Genomic DNA, 16,041 nt, shown 5'->3' with positions numbered 1-16,041 from the left:
TCAGGAAACATCATGGTAGCCCGAACATGCGAAGGATGGCGGGCCCGGTGAGGCTGACCAGCAGGCAGCCGGCCACCATGAGCGGGATTCCAAGCCGCAACATCTCGGACGAGTCCAGCCCCTCGCCCGCGGCCATGGCGTTGGGCGGGGTGCTGATGACGAAGGGGATGCCGAACGAGCACCCCAGCGCGACGAGGATGGGCGTGGAGGCGGCCGGGTGGAGCTGCATGGACAGGGGGATGAGGAGCGCCGCGGTGCCGGTGTTGCTCATCACCGCGGACAGCACCGCCGCCACCACCACCAGCAACCCGAGCTGCGCCGTCACCGGCCAGCCGCTGAAGTCCGCTCCGGCCAGCGCGCGCGCCACCAGTCCGGAGTGCTCCATCAACCGGCCCAGGGAGATGCCCCCGGCGATGAGCAGCAGGGTGGACCAGTCCAGCTTCCCCAGGTCCTCGCGCTTCAGCAGCCCGCTGCCGAAGAGGATGATGATGGCCCCCAGCGCCACCACCGGCGCCGGGACGCCGTGCAGCGGCTCGGCCAGCCACGCCGCCGCGCAGGCCGCGCTCACCGCGAGCACCCGGCGCCCGGCGCGGCTGAGCGGCCGGAGCTCCTGGGCGGGCAACTCCAGCCGGCCGCCCACGCGGAAGCGCAGCAGCACCAGCCCGAAGCCCAGCAGCAGCATCAGCGCCGTGAGGGGCAGCGCCAGCGCCATCCACTTCGCGAAGGTGACCTGCGAGTACGCGCTGGCGGCGGACACCGCGAGGGCGTTGGGGCCGCTGCCCACCGGCGTGCCCATGCCGCCGAAGTTGGCGCCCAGGGCCACGCTCAGGAGCAGCGCGGGCCGCAGCGGCGCCCCCGCCGGCGTCGCCTGGAGGATGGGCCGCAGCGCCGCGAGCATCATCGCCGCCGCGGCCACGTTGGACATCCACATGGAGAGGAACGCCACGCCGCCCATCACCAGCAGGAGCAGCAGCCGGGGCCGTCCGCGAGACAGCCGCACCACGTGCTGGGCCACCGTGAAGTCCAGGCCATGCCGCCGGGCCGCCACCTCCAGCGTGAAGCCGCCCAGGAAGAGGAGCAACACCGGGTCCGAGCTCCACGCCATCACCGCGGGCAGCCGGTAGGCCGTGTCCAGTGACGCCATCAGCGTGGGCGTGGCCCCCATCAGCAGCAGGGTGGGGACGAACGGCGGCACCACCTCCGTGAGCCACAGCACCAGGCACACGCCACCAATCAGCACCGTGCGCGAGGCGACAGGCCCCTCCACCCCGAAGCCAGCCACCAGTGCGACCAGGGCGACGCCGGCCACCGCCAGCGCGGGGCGCAGCCATTGCCGGCGCGAAGAGGCCTCGGCGGGCGGCGAGACGCTCGGGGAGCCCCGCGCCTCGGTGGCGCGCAGCGGTACGGGAGGGGAGGGAGTCATGAGGCCTTACACGTCGAGGAGGCGCCCCCTCCGGAGGGGGCGGGCGTCGGCAAGGGCGGGAAGACAGGGCGCGCCCGCGTCATGCCGCACGCGGGCCGGGGGGAAGACTCAGGCGCCGAACTCGGCCGCCAGCTCGTGCCGGTCGCGCTCCGCGATGAGGTGCTGCGCGTACCGCACCAGGTCCGCCTCCGTGACGATGCCAACCAGGGTGCCGCTCGCGTCCACCACGGGCAGGCAGCCGTACTTGTGCTTGAGCATCGAATCCACCGCCTCCTTCAGCGGCGTCTCCGGGCGGACCGTCGTCACGTCCCGAGTCATGATGTCGGCGGCCCACAGCGGCTGCGCCGCCGGGTCGGTGGCGTGCACGGCGGCGGCCCTCAGGAGGTCCCGGTGGGTGATGAGCCCCACCAGCTTGCCCTGCCGCAGCACGGGGAGATGCCGGATGCGATGGAGGCGGAGCAGCTCGTCCGCCTTGGCCAGGTTCTGGGTCTCCTTGAGGGTGACCACGTCGCGGGTCATCAGCTCACCAACGATCTGCATCGGGCTCTCCGGGGTGATGCGTCCTCTGTCGGGCCACTTGCTTTGCAGGTCCGGGGCCAGCAGAGCGCTGCTCCTGGGAAACAGTGTTTCCAGTTCCTGGAGGACGCAAGCTTTGCGTCTCCTAGATGCCCTCCGCAGCGTTTGCGCGCCAGAAACATTTGAGCACCGCCGAACACCCGCCTTCCGGGCCGGTTGAAGGCCGCTGGCCTGTGCGCTAAGTGCTCACCCTGTCGCTAGGGGTGCCCCTGGAGGGGCTGAGACGGCCGCGGCGAGCGGCCAACCCTTGGAACCTGAACCGGGTCATTCCGGCGGAGGGAAGCGGCCCGGGGCTCCATTCCCCGCCCGCCTGCCCGTCCGCCGCCGAGGAGAAGCGAGATGAGCGGAGCGTCCAGGAGCCTGAAGGTCGATGGGAAGGTGCTGGAGGGAATCAGCCGGGGCCCGCTGCCAGCCTCGCGCAAGGTGTACGTCCACGGGGCGCTGCACCCGGACCTGCGCGTCCCGCTCCGGGAGATCAGCCAGACGCCCACGCGTCACGGCCCGGGTCCGGACGCGAAGCTGACGCCCAACCCGCCCGTCTACGTCTATGACTCCAGCGGTCCGTACACGGACCCCTCGGCGCCCATCGACCCGCGGCAGGGCCTGCCCCCGGTGCGCGAGTCCTGGATTCTGGGCCGGGGCGACACGGACGAGCTGCCCCGCATCACCTCCGAGTACGGCCGCGCGCGCGAGGACGACCCGCGGCTGGCCGGCCTGCGCTTCGGCCACCGCCGCAAGCCCCGCGTCGCGAAGAAGGGCGGCAACGTCACCCAGCTGCACTACGCCCGGCGCGGCATCATCACCCCGGAGATGGAGTACGTGGCGCTGCGGGAGAACCTCCAGGTGGAGGCCTCGCTCGCGGCCCAGCACCCGGGCCAGTCCTGGGGCGCCTCCATCCCGCGCGTGATTACACCCGAGTTCGTCCGGGACGAGGTGGCCCGCGGCCGCGCCATCATCCCCGCCAACATCAACCACCCGGAGCTGGAGCCGATGATCATCGGCCGCAACTTCCTGGTGAAGATCAACGCCAACATCGGCAACTCGGCGGTCACCTCCTCCATCGAGGAGGAGGTGGAGAAGATGGTGTGGTCCATCCGCTGGGGCGCGGACACGGTGATGGACCTGTCCACCGGCCGCAACATCCACGAGACGCGCGAGTGGATTCTGCGCAACGCGCCGGTGCCCATCGGCACGGTGCCCATCTACCAGGCGCTGGAGAAGGTGGGCGGCAAGGCGGAGGAGCTCACCTGGGAGCTGTTCCGGGACACGCTCATCGAGCAGGCCGAGCAGGGCGTGGACTACTTCACCATCCACGCCGGCGTGCTGCTGCGCTACGTGCCGTGGACGGCGAAGCGCCTCACCGGCATCGTCAGCCGCGGCGGCTCCATCATGGCCAAGTGGTGCCTGGCCCACCACCAGGAGAATTTCCTCTACACGCACTTCGAGGAGATCTGCGAGATCATGAAGGCGTACGACGTCAGCTTCAGCCTGGGAGACGGGCTGCGGCCGGGCTCCATCGCCGACGCGAACGACGCGGCGCAGTTCGGCGAGCTGGAGACGCTGGGCGAGCTGACGAAGGTGGCCTGGAAGCACGACGTGCAGGTGATGATCGAAGGCCCGGGCCACGTGCCCATGCACCTCATCCAGGAGAACATGACGAAGCAGCTCGCCGTGTGCGGCGAGGCGCCGTTCTACACGCTGGGGCCCCTCACCACGGACATCGCGCCGGGGTATGACCACTTCACCAGCGGCATTGGCGCGGCGATGATCGGCTGGTTCGGCACGGCGATGCTCTGCTACGTGACGCCCAAGGAGCACCTGGGCCTGCCGGACCGGGACGACGTGAAGGAGGGCGTGATTACGTACAAGATCGCCGCCCACGCCGCGGACCTGGCCAAGGGGCACCCGGGCGCCCAGGCGCGGGACAACGCGCTGTCCAAGGCGCGCTTCGAGTTCCGCTGGGAGGACCAGTTCAACCTGTCTCTGGACCCGGAGCGCGCCCGCGCCTTCCACGACGAGACGCTGCCCGCCGAGGGCGCCAAGGTGGCCCACTTCTGCTCCATGTGCGGCCCCCAGTTCTGCTCCATGAAGATCACCCAGGACGTCCGCGACTACGCGGCGAAGACGGGCGTCACCGAGGACGCGGCGCTGAAGTCCGGTCTCGAGGAGAAGAGCGAGGAATTCAAGAAGGCCGGAGGCGAGCTGTACCGCCGGGCCTGAAGGCCCGGACGGCAGGGGAGGATGACCTGACAGAGCACCTGTCCGCGACGTGACAATCAGCGCGGGCACATGTCATGTTGGGTGGGAAGGGCGCGCCCGCCGCGCCCGCGTCTTTCGGGAGGGATTCTGGATGGAGACACAGCAGCCAGTCGATTCGTACCTCACGGGGAGCCCTGCTCCCACGGAGGATGAGAGGAACGCGGCGCTCCTGGCGCACATCGGGGGCATCATTCTTCCCATCCTGGTTCCCCTGTTCATCATGCAGGGCAAGGGTGAGAAGTCCGCCTGGGTGAAGGCGCAGGCCGTCGAGGCGCTCAACTTCCAGATCACCGTGTTCATCGGCTACGTGCTGAGCGGCGTCCTGACGGCCGTCTGCATCGGCGCCCTCCTGCTGCCCCTGGTCATGCTGGCCGCCATCGTCCTGGGCATCATGGCCGGCATGAAGACCCAGAAGGGCGAGTCGTACCGCTACCCGGCGACCCTGCGCCTGGTGAAGTAACGAGGCGTCCCATCGGGCGGACCGGGCGCGAACGCGCGGGTCCGCCCGAGGTGTTTCCAGGGCAGGCCCGGCGTCGTGCCGGCCTTCAGCCGCCGATGCCCATCATGGACAGCAGGGTGGCGCCGTTGCCGGGCTCGGTGAAGCGGTGTCCGTCCGGCTTGTCGCCCAGCGCCCGGCGGATGGCCACGGCCAGCTCCACGTCGCTGGCGCCGCCGCGGATGAGCTGGTGCAGCGGGGCCTGCGCGCGTCCGCCCAGGCAGCTTCGCAGGTCGCCGTTGGACGCCACACGCACGCGGTTGCACCCGCCGCAGAAGTTCTGGGTGAGGGGAGAGATGAAGCCCACGCGGCCGCCGGGCGCGCGCCAGTAGCGCGCGGGGCCGGAGGTGAGGGAGGCGGCGTCCGAGGCCTCCTCGGGCTCGGGCTCCAGCGGTAGCCCGGACGCCTGGAGCCGCTCGATGAGCTCCGCGGTGGGCACCGGCGTGCCCTGGCCGAAGGGCATCAGCTCGATGAAGCGCGGGGTGAGGCCGCGCGCGTGCGCGTACGCCACCAGCGCGGGGACCTCGCCGTCATTCACACCGCGCATCACCACGGCGTTGAGCTTCAATGAGGCGTAGCCCGCCCCCGCCGCCGCGTCGATTCCGCGCAGGATGTTGTCGAAGTCGCCCTGCCTGGAGATGCGCCGGAAGGTCTCCGGCGAGAGGGTGTCCAGGCTCAGGTTGAGCTGGGTGACGCCGGCCTCGCGCAGCGGCACGGCCAGGGGGGCGAGGAAGCTGGCGTTGGTGGTGATGGCCAGGTGCTGGATGCCGGGCAGCGCGGCGATGTTCCGGGTGATGTCCAGGATGTCCGGGCGGATGAGCGGCTCACCTCCGGTGAGGCGCACCCGGCGGATGCCCATGCTCGCGAAGACGGAGGTGATGCGCGCCAGCTCCCGCGCGTCCAGCATGTCCCGCTTCCCGCCCCACGACGCGGGCGAGCAGTAGTTGCAACGGAAGTTGCAGCGGTCCGTGATGCTCAGCCGCAGGTACGTCATCCGGCGTCCCTGGGCATCCAGCAGGGGCGGCGCGAGCGGATCCGTCATCCGCGTGCTCTATCTCTCACTGCCGGTGGCGGAGCGCTTGACGACGTCCTTCGACTCGGCCCCCTCCGGCGTGATGGAGCGGCCGGAAGTGGGGGCGTCGGCGTCGTCATCCAGGTCGGTGAGGCGGGCCAGCTCCGCCTCGGCGTCGGTGGCCTCCACCTCCGCCTGGGGAAGCCCCTTCTTCAGCTTCATCTCCTCCTTGATGCGGACGAGGCCCTCTTCGCCGATGTCCAGGAACGCGCGGACGACCTCCGGGTCGAACTGCGTGTTGGCGCAGCGGCGGATCTCCTGGATGGCGTTGGCGAACGTGGTGCCCTTGCGGTACGGCCGGTCGCTCGTCATCGCGTCCAGCGTGTCCGCCACGGCGAAGATGCGCGCGCCGATGTGGATTTCGTGCCGCTGGAGGTTGCGCGGGTAGCCGGCGCCGTCCCACCGCTCCTGGTGGGAGAGGACGATGGAGGCGGGCGTGTCCAGGAAGGGGATGTTCTGGATCATCTGGAAGCCGATCTCCGGATGCTTCCGCATCTCCATCCACTCGTCCGGGGTGAGCTTGCCCGGCTTGAGCAGCACCGCGTCCGGCACGCCAATCTTGCCGATGTCGTGCAGGAGCGCGCCGCGGCCAATCTCCTCCAGCTCCTTGCCCTGGATGCCCATGCGCTGGGCGATGGCCGACGTGTAGCTGACCACGCGCTGGGAGTGGTCGCTCGTCTCGTGCTCGCGCGCGTCGAGCGCGGCCACCAGCGCCAGCAGCGTGTTCTGGTACGTGTTGGCGATGTCGCGCAGGGCGTTGCGCAGCTCCGCCGTCCTGTCGCGCACCTTGCGCTCCAGCTTCTTCTGGTAGCGCTTGCGGGCCATCTCGATGCGGCGCTTGGCCAGCGCGCGCTCGATGGCGCGGATCAGGTCCGTCAGCTTCGGTGGCTTGAGCAGGTAGTCCACCGCGCCGCGGCGCAGGCAGTCCACGGCGGACTCGGTGTCGCCGTAGCCGGTGAGCATGATGACGGAGGTGTCCGGGAGCCGCTCGCGCAGGTTCTCCAGGAGCCACAGGCCGTCCTTGCCCGGCATCTTCATGTCGCTGATGACGAGCGGAGTGTCCTCCTCGCTAGCGACATCGAGCGCCATCTCGGCACCACTCGCGACGACGCAGTTGTAGCCCTCCTCCCGGAGGAGGACGGAGATGACGTCGCGTACGGAGTCGTCATCATCGACGATGAGGATTCTGGGTGGGGCAGGAGGGATGGCTTCCACGGCGGTTGATTCTAGAGGTTTCCGGGTTTCAAAGGCGAACGAGTGCGAGAAATTACCACCCTTTCCGGGTTCGCGGTTGATCTCCCAGCGAACAGGGAGGGTACCCGGCCGCTGGCCGGAAGAGGAGCCGGCAGGCGCGGATCAGGGCCATTTTCCCTCTGGGAAACGCCTGGAGCGCCTGTCCGCCCGCCCGGGGGCGGGGGCGCCTGCCCGCCCTGACGGATTGTGCGGGATTCCCGACGTCCGAGGTGGCCCCGGGGCGCCCCGTTCCCCACCTCGGACCCCGTCATCCCTCAGCCCTGGGCCTTCGCGGGGGCGCGATCGTACCGGAAGGGGGCCAGGCTCACCGTGGGCTTCTCGCCGAGCACCGCCTGCGCGACGAGCTTCGCGGTGATGGGGGCCAGGAGGATGCCGTTGCGGAAGTGCCCGGTGGCGAGGAAGAGGCCGGGGGCGGGGCCCTCGCCGAGGTACGGGTAGCGGTCCTCCGTCCAGGGCCGGAAGCCCGCCCAGGAGTCCGTCACGGACGCGGAGCCCAGCTCCGGGCACAGCTCCAGCGCCATGCCGAGGATGCGGGCCAGTCCCGCCGCCGTCACCTGCTTGTCGAAGCCCACCAGCTCCATGGTGCTGCCGGCGATGACGCGCCCGTCCGCGCGCGGCACCAGGTAGCCCTTCTCCGAGGTGACGATGCGGTCCAGCACCGGCAGCCGCGTCTGGAACTGCACCATCTGCCCCCGCGCCGGCCGCACCGCCTTCGCCTCCACGCCGGCGCCCTGCACCAGCGCGGACCACGAGCCCGCCGCCAGCACCACGGCGTCCGCGCGCAGCACCTCGCCGTCCAGGTCCACGCCCACCGCGCGGCCGCCCTCGTGCACCACGCCGCGCACGTAGCCGCCGCGGAACTCCGCGCCCACGCGGGCGGCCGCCATGGAGAGCGCGCGCACCAGCAGCCGGTTGTCCACCTGGTGATCATCCGGGAAGTGCGCGGCGCCCAGCGCCTTCGGGGACAGGCGGGGCTCCAGCTCCCGGGCCGCCGCGCCGTCCAGCAGCTCCGCGCGCAGGCCCAGCCCCCGCTGCCACGCCACCGTGGCGTCCAGGTGGTGCAGCCCCGCCTCGTCGAAGGCCACCTTGAGCACGCCGCACGGCCGGTAGGCCACGTCCACGCCCGTCAGCTCGCGTAGCTCCGCGGCGAAGGCGGGGTAGAGGCCCCGGCTGCGCAGGCACAGCTCGAGGAAGGGACCGGGCCCGTCCGCCTCCATCTGCGGCGCGAGGATGCCCGCCGCCGCGCTGGAGGCCTCCGCGCCCGGAATGGCGCGCTCCAGCACCGTCACGCGCACGCCTGCCTGCCGCAGCCGCAGGGCGATGCCGCAGCCCATGATGCCACCGCCCACGATGATGATGTCCGAGACTCGCATGGGCCGCTTCCTGCTCGCCCACTCCCTCGTTTGCAAGCCTCAAGACAGGTCCACCCGGGGCTCGGTTGACGGCGGGGGGCTTTCTCGTTACTGATGGGGCCGTGCTCTCTGCCTTCCATCACCACCATGCGCACCATCGGCTCGGCCCGGACGGGTTCGATCGCCATGCGCATGCCTGGGTGAACCGCTAGAGCGCACACCCACCCGGCACAAGCCGCAGCGACGAAGGCCCGTCCCCCCAGGACGGGCCTTTTTTCGTTTCCGCGCACCTCTTCCCCCGCAGCCCCTCGAAGGCCCACCCATGCTGCTGAAGATTGCCCTTCCCAACAAAGGCCGCCTCTCCGAAGAAGTCAGGGAGTTGTTCAACGACGCGGGCCTGGAGGTGCGTGCCCGCGGAGAGCGCGCGCTCACCGCGTCGCTCGGCGGCGAGTTCGAAGCCATCTTCGTCCGGGCCCAGGACATCCCCGAGTTCGTCGCGGACGGCGCGGCGCACGCGGGCGTCACGGGGTGGGACCTGGTGAACGAGGCCGGGCGCGAGCTGGACCACCTGATGGACCTGGAGTTCGGCCGGTGCCGGCTGGTGGTGGCCACCCGCGAGGAGAGCGGCATCAACACGCCGGATGACGTGAGGAACGGGAGCCGGGTGGCGTCGTGTTTCCCCCGGCTGACGCAGGCGTTCTTCGACAAGCGCGGGCAGAAGGTGACGGTGGTGCCGGTCTCGGGCGCGGCGGAGATTGCCCCGCACCTGGGCATCGCGGACATCGTGGTGGACCTGACGTCCACCGGCTCCACGCTGAAGATGAACGGCCTGCGCGAGGTGGCCACGGTGCTGGAGTCCAGCGCGCGGCTGGTGGCCTGCAAGGGCAACACCCCCGAGGCGCAGCGCAAGCTGGAGGAGCTGACGCTGGCGCTGGGCTCGGTGCTGGCGGCCCGTGGCAAGCGCTACCTCATGGCCAACGTGCCGAAGAAGGTGCTGGGGCAGGTCCGCGAGGTGCTACCCGGCCTCAACGGCCCCACGGTGGTGGACGTGCTGGACGGCGGCAACTTCGTGGCGGTGCACGCGGTGGTGCCCTCGAAGACCATCTACCGCACCGTCAACGCGCTGAAGGCCCTGGGCTGCGAGGGCATCCTGGTCACCCGCATCGAAAGGCTGATGGCGTGATGGATACCTCCGCTTCTCCCGTCCTCAGGTACCGCGGCCCGCTGTCCGGCCTGTCCGCGGAGGATCGCCGCCGGCTGCTGGACCGCGCGGGCGGCGGGTCCGATGCCCGCGTGGCCTCCCGCGTGAGCGAGCTCATCGCCCGGGTGCGCGCCGAAGGCGACCGGGCGCTCTTCGACCTGGCGCGCCAGTTCGACCGCGTGCAGTTGACGTCGCTGGAGGTGCCGCGCGGGCGCTGGGAGGCGGCGCTGGCGGCGCTGGACCCCGGCGTACGCGAAGCCCTGTCCCGTGCGGCGCGCAACATCGCCAGGGCGCACTCGGCGCAGAAGCCGCGCGCGGTGGAGATCGAGACGGAGCCGGGCGTGCTGGTGGGACGGCGGCCGGACCCGCTGGGCCGCGTGGGCGTGTACGCGCCCGGAGGCCGGGCCGTGTACCCCAGCAGCGTGCTCATGGGCGCGGTGCCGGCGAAGGTGGCGGGGGTGGGCGAGGTCATCGTCTGCTCGCCGCCGGGGCCGGATGGGCTGCCCCACGCGAGCGTGCTGGCCGCGGCGGCAATCGCGGGCGCGGACCGGGTCTTCTCGCTGGGCGGCGCGGGCGCGGTGGCGGCCATGGCCTACGGCACGGAGAGCGTGCCCCGGGTGGACCGCATCGTCGGGCCGGGCAACGCGTACGTGGCCGAGGCGAAGCTCCAGGTGGTGGGCGCGGTGGCGATTGAAGCGCCCGCCGGCCCGAGCGAAATCCTGGTGATTGCCGACGGCACGGCGAGCCCGGACGCGGTGGCGCGGGAGATGCTGGCCCAGGCCGAGCACGACCCGGAGGCCGCCTGCGTGACGCTCGCGGTGGGCCAGGCGCTGGCGGACGCCATCGCCTCGGCGGTGGAGCGGCTGGCGCAGGAGGCGAAGCGCTGGGAAATCGTCACCTCGGCGCTGGGCTCGCGAGGAGCGGTGCTGAGCGTGTCCTCGCTGGAGGAGGCGTGGCCCTTCGCGGCGGACTTCGCGGCGGAGCACCTGCTGCTCGCCACGGCGTCGCCCCAGGCGGACCTGGCGCGCGTGCGCAACGCGGGCACCGTCTTCCTGGGCGAGCGCTCCTCGGTGGCCTACGGCGACTACATGACGGGCTCCAACCACGTGCTGCCCACCGCGGGGCTGGCGCGGGCGTACTCGGGGCTCAACCTGTTGGACTTCTACCGGTGGACCACCTGGCAGCGCGTGGAGCCCCGGGCGGCGGCGCTGCTCGCCGAGGACGTGGGCCGGCTCGCGGACAGCGAGGGCCTGTTCGCCCACGCGGACGCGGCGCGGGCCTGGAGGAACGCATGATTCCCACCCGAGCGTCCTACCGGGACATCCCCCTCTACTCGCCGGCGAAGAAGCCGTGCCGGGTGGACCTGAGCGACAACACCAACCTCTTCGGCACGCCGCCCGCCGCGGAGCGCGTGCTGCGCGGGGCCTCGCTCCGCTCGGTGACGCACTACCCGGCGGGCTACTCGCCGGACCTGCGCCGGGCGGTGGCCGCGTACGCCGGGGTGGCGCCGGAGGCGGTGGCGACGGGCTGCGGCTCGGACGGCCTCATCGACAGCGCCGTCCGCGCCTTCCTGGAGCCGGGTGAGGTGCTGGCCTTCCAGGACCCCACCTTCGTCATGGTGCCGCTGTACTCGAAGATGAACGGGGTGAAGGCCGCGCCGGTGCCGCTGAGGCCGGACTTCGACATCGACGCGGACGCGCTGCTGGCCACCGGCGCGAAGGTCATCTACCTGTGCTCGCCCAACAACCCCACGGGCACTGCGCTGTCGCGCGCCGCGGTGGAGCGCGTGGTGGAGCGGGCGCCCGGCGTCGTCATCATCGACGAGGCGTACGCGGAGTTCGCGTCCGGGCCGGGCTTCCTGGACCTGGCGCGCACGCGGCGCAACGTGCTGGTGACGCGCACCTTCTCGAAGGCGTATGGCCTGGCGGGCATGCGGGTGGGCTGGGCGGTGGGCGCGCCGGAAGTGGTGGCCGAGGTGGAGAAGGCCCGGGGCCCGTACATGCTCACCACGTTGTCGGAGGCGATGGCCATCGCCGTGCTCACCGAGGACCAGGGCTGGGTGGAGGCCCGGGCCCGGGAGGCGGTGGAGAACCGGGAGCGGCTGCGCGGAGCGCTGGTGGCACTGGGGCTGAAGCCGCTGCCGTCGGAGGGCAACTTCCTGATGGTGCCCCTGCGGGGCGCGCCGAAGGTGGCGGAGCGCATGCGGGAGCGGGACGTGAATGTGCGGGCCTTCCAGGGGCTGACCGGGGTGGGGGACGCGCTCCGGATTGGCAGTGGCCCCTGGCCCCTCTTGGAGGCGGCGCTCGCGGCGCTGCGGGAGTCACTGCGATGAGAGTCACCCTGTTCGACTACGGAGCGGGCAACCTGCACTCGCTGGCCAAGGCGCTGGCGACGGCGCCGGGCGCGGAGGTGCGCATCCAGGAGGACCCGGTGCGCGCGCTGGACACGGACGTGCTGGTGCTTCCGGGCGTGGGGGCCTTCGGCGCGTCGGCGGCGCGGCTGGAGCCGGGGCGCCAGGCCATGCGCGAGGCGCTGGAGCGCGGCCTGCCGTGCCTGGGCATCTGCCTGGGCATGCAGCTGCTCTTCGACGCCAGCGACGAGGGCGGTGGCGCCGGCCTGGGCTACTTCTCCGGGCGGGTGACGCGGCTGGCGGCGCGGCGGGTGCCGGAGATTGGCTGGAACAGCGTGGAGGAGGACCGCACGCTGGCCACCGCGAAGCTGGACACCGTGTACTACGCGCACAGCTTCGTCTGCCGCGCGACGGATGCCTCCGTCGTCACCGGGTGGACGACACACGAGGGCGACCGCTTCCCGGCGGCGGTGCGGCGCGGGAAGGTGGTGGGCGTGCAGTTCCACCCGGAGAAGTCCTCCGTGGCGGGCGTGCGCTTCGTGCAGGCCTTCCTCCAGGAGGTGGCGCCGTGATTGCCATTCCCGCAATCGACCTGCGCGAGGGCGCGTGCGTACAGCTCGTGGGCGGCTCGTACGACGCGGAGAAGGTCCGGGTGAACGACCCGCTGGACGCACTGAGGAGGTGGCGGAGCCACGGCTTCCGTACCTTCCACGTGGTGGACCTGGACGCCGCGCTCGGAAAGGGCTCCAACGCGGACGCCATCTTCCGGCTCACGTCATATGAACAGGGCCTCACCTTCACGGTGGGCGGCGGCGTGCGTGACACCGACCGGGTGGGGGCCGTGCTCGAGGGTGGCGCCTCCTCCGTGGTGGTGGGCACGCGGGCCATCGAGGATACCGCGTGGCTGGCGGAGGTGGCGGGCCGCTTCCCGGGCCGGGTGGTGGTGGCCGCGGACGTGAAGGGCCGCGAGGTGGTGACGCGCGGCTGGACGGCGGGCAGCGCGCGGGACATCCGCGACGTGCTCGCGGCGCTGGAGCCGCTGGCGCTGGGCGGGCTGCTGGTGACGGCGGTGCACAAGGAAGGACAGCTGTCGGGCGTGGACCTGCCGCTGATGCAGGAGGTGGCGCGCACCAGCCGCCACCGGCTCTACGCCTCGGGCGGGGTGACGACGCTGGAGGACCTGAGGGCGCTCGCGGCCGCGGGCGCGTATGGGGCGGTCATCGGCATGGCGCTGTACACGGGAAGGCTGGATGCGCGCGACGTCGCGCGGGAGTTCGCGGGATGACCACCGTCATTCGGGAGACGAAGGAGACGAAGGTCCAGGTGGAGCTGGCGCTCGGCAAGGGCGTCACCCAGGTGGACACGGGCCTGAAGTTCTTCGACCACATGCTGTCCACCTTCGGGCGCTACGCGGGGCTCGACTTGAAGCTGCACGCGCGGGGAGACCTCACCCACCACCTCATGGAGGACGTGGCGATTACGCTGGGCACGGCGGTGCAGAAGGTGATTCCCGCCACCGCGGCGCGCTTCGCGGAGCGCACCATCCCCATGGACGACGCGCTGGTGCAGGCGTGCCTGGACGCGGGCGGCCGCTTCTACTACCGGGGCCCGCTGAAGAACCGGCTGTACGAGCACTTCATGCGCTCGTTCAGCGAGCACGCGAAGGTGACGCTGCACCTGCGCGTGCTGCGCGGGAAGGACAGCCACCACGCGACGGAGGCGGCCTTCAAGGCGCTGGGACTCGCGCTGCGCGATGCCATGGCGGACTCGGGCACGGTGTTCAGCATGAAGGGCTCCGTGGCCCTGGAGGTGAAGTGATGCTCACCCGGCGACTCATCGTCTGCCTGGACGTGAAGGGCGGGCGCGTGGTGAAGGGCGTCCAGTTCGAGGGCCTGCGCGACGTGGGCGACCCGGTGGCGCTGGCCCGGCGCTACGAGCAGGAGGGCGCGGACGAGGTGACCTTCCTGGACATCTCCGCGAGCGCCGAGGAGCGCGGCACCCTCTGGGAGCTGGTGCAGCGCACCGCGGAACGGCTGTTCATTCCCCTCACCGTGGGCGGCGGCGTGCGCACGGTGGACGACGTGGGCCGGGCCCTGCGCGCGGGCGCGGACAAGGTGAGCATCAACTCGGCGGCGGTGGCCAACCCCGCGCTGCTGACCGCGTGCGCGGAGCGCTTCGGCGCGCAGTGCGTGGTGGCCAGCATCGACGCCAAGAGAGAGGACGGGCGCTGGCGCGTCTATACCCACGGCGGGAAGAGGCCCACGGAGCTGGACGCGGTGGCCTGGGCCCGCGAGTGCGTGGCGCGCGGGGCGGGTGAGGTGCTGCTCACCAGCATCGACCGTGACGGGGCGCGCTCGGGCTATGACCTGGAGCTGACGCGGGCCGTGGCGGATGCGGTGGATGTGCCGGTCATCGCCTCGGGCGGGGCGGGCAGCGCGGAGCACGTGCGGGACGGGCTCACGCGGGGTGGGGCGGACGCGGCGCTGGTGGCCGGCATCCTCCACGACGGCGTCACCACGGTGGGCGCCATCAAGTCGCTGCTCCGCGAGGGCGGCCTGAACATCCGGAGCGTGACATGAACGACAGGCAGGCCTTGCTGCAGGCGGCGGCGGAGGTGGCCCGGAAGGCCGGGGACGTGGCGCTTGGCTTCTTCCGCGGCGGCATCGCGGTGGACACCAAGTCCGACGGCACGCCGGTGACGGTGGCGGACCGGACGGCCGAGCAGGCGGCGCGCGACTGGATTTCGGCCCGCTTCCCGGAGGACGGCATCCTGGGCGAGGAGTTCGGCGAGACGCGGCCGGGCGCCGAGCGCCGCTGGATTCTGGACCCCATCGACGGGACGAAGACGTTCATCCGCGGCGTGCCGCTGTGGGGCACGCTGGTGGCGGTGGCGAAGGGGGAGCGCATCCTCGCGGGCGCCGCGTACTTCCCCGCCGTGGGGGAGTTGCTGGTGGCCGGGCCGGGGCAGGGCTGCTTCTGGAATGACAGGCCGACGCGCGTCTCCACGCAGGATGACCTGTCGAAGGCGGTGGTGCTGTCCACGGACGAGCGCTTCATGCTCCACCCGGAGCGGGGCGAGGCCTGGCGCGCACTCGCGAGGGAGGCGGCCATGGACCGCACCTGGGGCGACTGCTACGGCTACCTGCTGGTGGCCACGGGCAGGGCGGAGGTGATGGTTGACGAGGTGCTGTCGCTCTGGGACGCGGCGGCGCTGCAGCCCATCATCGAGGAGGCCGGCGGCGTGTTCACCGATTGGACGGGCAGGCAGACCTCCTTCGGCGGCAACTGCATCGCCACCAACGGGGCCCTGGCGCGGGTGGTGCGCGAGCGGCTCGGCGCGACGGAGGTGCGGCGATGACGGCGGTGACGCTGGACCTGGACCGGCTGGACTTCGGCAAGGGCAATGGCCTGGTGACGGTGGTGACGCAGGACGCGAGCACCGGGGACGTGCTGATGGTGGCGCACGCGGACCGCGAGGCGCTCGAACGCACGCTGGCTACCGGAGAGATGCACTACCGCTCGCGCACACGGGGCCTGTGGCACAAGGGCGCCACCAGCGGAAACGTGCAGCGCGTGGTGTCGCTCAGCGCGGACTGCGACGGGGACGCGGTGCTGGCCCGGGTCGCGAAGGCCGGCCCCGCCTGCCACACCGGCGAGGAGACCTGCTTCGGCCCCGGGCGCTGGGACGCACTGGCCGCGCTGGATGCCACCATTGCCCTGCGCGCCACCCAGGCGCCCCCCGAGGGCGAGAAGCCGAGCTACACGCGCCGGTTGCTGGACGACCGCAACCTCCGGATGAAGAAGCTGGGCGAGGAGGCCGCGGAGCTGGTGACGGCGTGCGCGGACGCGGACCCGGCGCGCGCCGTGGAGGAGGCGGCGGACGTGCTCTACCACGTGCTCGTCGCCGTGAAGCCGCTGGGCCTCACGCTGGACGACGTGAAGGCCGTCCTCGCCCGCCGCGCCGCGAAGCCAGCCGCTCCAGGAAGCTCGCGCTGAGCACCGCCCCCGCGCTCCTTCCGCCGGGGCAGTGGCCATTCGCACCGAGCGTGCATAACTGC

Annotated in this window: 16 protein-coding genes and 1 riboswitch; of the genes, 11 read left to right on the top strand and 5 right to left on the bottom strand. The window is 71.8% G+C overall.

All coding sequences use genetic code 11. The features are described 5' to 3' along the window. Positions 1-10: 10 nt before the first annotated feature. Positions 11-1,423 carry an SLC13 family permease gene (locus K8638_RS31165; protein ID WP_223758313.1) on the bottom strand — a complete coding sequence of 471 codons (1,413 nt, stop codon included), beginning with the start codon at positions 1,421-1,423 and terminating at the stop codon, positions 11-13. A gap of 108 nt (positions 1,424-1,531) precedes the next feature. Then, positions 1,532-1,963 carry a CBS domain-containing protein gene (locus tag K8638_RS31160; protein ID WP_223758312.1) on the bottom strand — a complete coding sequence of 144 codons (432 nt, stop codon included), beginning with the start codon at positions 1,961-1,963 and terminating at the stop codon, positions 1,532-1,534. A gap of 225 nt (positions 1,964-2,188) precedes the next feature. Next, positions 2,189-2,297: riboswitch (TPP riboswitch) on the top strand. 41 nt (positions 2,298-2,338) lie between these two features. Between K8638_RS31160 and thiC the strand changes: the two genes are divergently transcribed. Both thiC and K8638_RS31150 read left to right on the top strand, forming a co-directional pair. Beyond that, entirely contained in the window at positions 2,339-4,219 is a 1,881-nt protein-coding gene (thiC, locus tag K8638_RS31155; RefSeq protein WP_223758311.1) for a phosphomethylpyrimidine synthase ThiC, read from the top strand. A 130-nt stretch (positions 4,220-4,349) separates the two neighbouring features. Beyond that, positions 4,350-4,718, top strand: a complete 369-nt coding sequence (locus tag K8638_RS31150; RefSeq protein WP_223758310.1) for a DUF4870 domain-containing protein — start codon at positions 4,350-4,352, stop codon at positions 4,716-4,718. Between the two features lie 85 nt (positions 4,719-4,803). Here the strand turns inward: K8638_RS31150 and moaA are convergent, their stop codons facing one another. From moaA to thiO, 3 genes are all read right to left on the bottom strand, one after another. After that, entirely contained in the window at positions 4,804-5,796 is a 993-nt protein-coding gene (moaA, locus tag K8638_RS31145) for a GTP 3',8-cyclase MoaA (protein WP_223758309.1), read from the bottom strand. 9 nt (positions 5,797-5,805) lie between these two features. Then, positions 5,806-7,041, bottom strand: coding sequence for an HD domain-containing phosphohydrolase (locus tag K8638_RS31140; protein ID WP_223758308.1), 1,236 nt, complete (start codon positions 7,039-7,041; stop codon positions 5,806-5,808). A gap of 293 nt (positions 7,042-7,334) precedes the next feature. Then, positions 7,335-8,453, bottom strand: a complete 1,119-nt coding sequence (gene thiO / locus K8638_RS31135) for a glycine oxidase ThiO (RefSeq protein ID WP_223758307.1) — start codon at positions 8,451-8,453, stop codon at positions 7,335-7,337. Between the two features lie 301 nt (positions 8,454-8,754). On the opposite strand from thiO, the gene hisG reads away from it, so the two are divergent. Genes hisG through hisIE form a run of 9 tightly spaced genes read left to right on the top strand, consistent with a single transcriptional unit; the run spans position 8,755 to position 15,979 of the window. Continuing rightward, positions 8,755-9,615, top strand: a complete 861-nt coding sequence (gene hisG / locus K8638_RS31130; protein WP_223758306.1) for an ATP phosphoribosyltransferase — start codon at positions 8,755-8,757, stop codon at positions 9,613-9,615. Then, complete coding sequence (gene hisD, locus K8638_RS31125) at positions 9,615-10,928, top strand: histidinol dehydrogenase (protein ID WP_223758305.1); 1,314 nt, start codon at positions 9,615-9,617, stop codon at positions 10,926-10,928. The genes hisG and hisD overlap by 1 nt, the downstream gene beginning before the upstream one ends. After that, a complete protein-coding gene (locus tag K8638_RS31120) occupies positions 10,925-11,965 on the top strand; it encodes a histidinol-phosphate transaminase (protein WP_223758304.1) in 1,041 nt (346 codons plus the stop codon). The genes hisD and K8638_RS31120 overlap by 4 nt, the downstream gene beginning before the upstream one ends. After that, positions 11,962-12,555: an imidazole glycerol phosphate synthase subunit HisH gene (hisH, locus tag K8638_RS31115; RefSeq protein ID WP_223758303.1), complete on the top strand. Its 594-nt coding sequence runs from the start codon at positions 11,962-11,964 to the stop codon at positions 12,553-12,555. The genes K8638_RS31120 and hisH overlap by 4 nt, the downstream gene beginning before the upstream one ends. After that, positions 12,552-13,268 (top strand): 1-(5-phosphoribosyl)-5-[(5-phosphoribosylamino)methylideneamino] imidazole-4-carboxamide isomerase, encoded by a 717-nt coding sequence (locus K8638_RS31110; protein ID WP_223758302.1) that lies wholly within the window; start codon positions 12,552-12,554, stop codon positions 13,266-13,268. Before hisH ends, K8638_RS31110 begins: the two co-directional genes overlap by 4 nt. Further along, a complete protein-coding gene (locus K8638_RS31105; RefSeq protein ID WP_223758301.1) occupies positions 13,265-13,801 on the top strand; it encodes an imidazoleglycerol-phosphate dehydratase in 537 nt (178 codons plus the stop codon). The genes K8638_RS31110 and K8638_RS31105 overlap by 4 nt, the downstream gene beginning before the upstream one ends. Beyond that, on the top strand, positions 13,798-14,562 hold the full coding sequence (gene hisF, locus K8638_RS31100) for an imidazole glycerol phosphate synthase subunit HisF (protein WP_370644149.1): 765 nt from the start codon (positions 13,798-13,800) through the stop codon (positions 14,560-14,562). The genes K8638_RS31105 and hisF overlap by 4 nt, the downstream gene beginning before the upstream one ends. Then, on the top strand, positions 14,559-15,341 hold the full coding sequence (hisN, locus tag K8638_RS31095; protein ID WP_223758299.1) for a histidinol-phosphatase: 783 nt from the start codon (positions 14,559-14,561) through the stop codon (positions 15,339-15,341). Before hisF ends, hisN begins: the two co-directional genes overlap by 4 nt. Continuing rightward, on the top strand, positions 15,338-15,979 hold the full coding sequence (gene hisIE / locus K8638_RS31090) for a bifunctional phosphoribosyl-AMP cyclohydrolase/phosphoribosyl-ATP diphosphatase HisIE (protein ID WP_223758298.1): 642 nt from the start codon (positions 15,338-15,340) through the stop codon (positions 15,977-15,979). Before hisN ends, hisIE begins: the two co-directional genes overlap by 4 nt. Positions 15,980-16,041 lie beyond the last annotated feature (62 nt).

It is taken from the genome of Myxococcus sp. RHSTA-1-4, assembly GCF_020037125.1.
In the GTDB taxonomy this organism is placed as follows: domain Bacteria; phylum Myxococcota; class Myxococcia; order Myxococcales; family Myxococcaceae; genus Myxococcus.
The sequence above is the reverse complement of the archived record's forward strand: the minus strand, read 5'-3'. Positions and strand labels throughout refer to the sequence as shown.

Excerpts from the sequence above, each read along its gene's own strand:
- K8638_RS31150 (WP_223758310.1), top strand. The coding sequence starts at position 4,350 with ATGGAGACACAGCAGCCAGTCGATTCGTACCTCACGGGGAGCCCTGCT.
- thiC (WP_223758311.1), top strand. The coding sequence starts at position 2,339 with ATGAGCGGAGCGTCCAGGAGCCTGAAGGTCGATGGGAAGGTGCTGGAG.
- K8638_RS31160 (WP_223758312.1), bottom strand. The coding sequence starts at position 1,963 with ATGCAGATCGTTGGTGAGCTGATGACCCGCGACGTGGTCACCCTCAAG.
- hisN (WP_223758299.1), top strand. The coding sequence starts at position 14,559 with ATGAACGACAGGCAGGCCTTGCTGCAGGCGGCGGCGGAGGTGGCCCGG.
- K8638_RS31165 (WP_223758313.1), bottom strand. The coding sequence starts at position 1,423 with ATGACTCCCTCCCCTCCCGTACCGCTGCGCGCCACCGAGGCGCGGGGC.
- K8638_RS31105 (WP_223758301.1), top strand. The coding sequence starts at position 13,265 with ATGACCACCGTCATTCGGGAGACGAAGGAGACGAAGGTCCAGGTGGAG.
- K8638_RS31120 (WP_223758304.1), top strand. The coding sequence starts at position 10,925 with ATGATTCCCACCCGAGCGTCCTACCGGGACATCCCCCTCTACTCGCCG.
- moaA (WP_223758309.1), bottom strand. The coding sequence starts at position 5,796 with ATGACGGATCCGCTCGCGCCGCCCCTGCTGGATGCCCAGGGACGCCGG.
- thiO (WP_223758307.1), bottom strand. The coding sequence starts at position 8,453 with ATGCGAGTCTCGGACATCATCATCGTGGGCGGTGGCATCATGGGCTGC.
- hisG (WP_223758306.1), top strand. The coding sequence starts at position 8,755 with ATGCTGCTGAAGATTGCCCTTCCCAACAAAGGCCGCCTCTCCGAAGAA.
- hisIE (WP_223758298.1), top strand. The coding sequence starts at position 15,338 with ATGACGGCGGTGACGCTGGACCTGGACCGGCTGGACTTCGGCAAGGGC.
- hisD (WP_223758305.1), top strand. The coding sequence starts at position 9,615 with ATGGATACCTCCGCTTCTCCCGTCCTCAGGTACCGCGGCCCGCTGTCC.
- hisH (WP_223758303.1), top strand. The coding sequence starts at position 11,962 with ATGAGAGTCACCCTGTTCGACTACGGAGCGGGCAACCTGCACTCGCTG.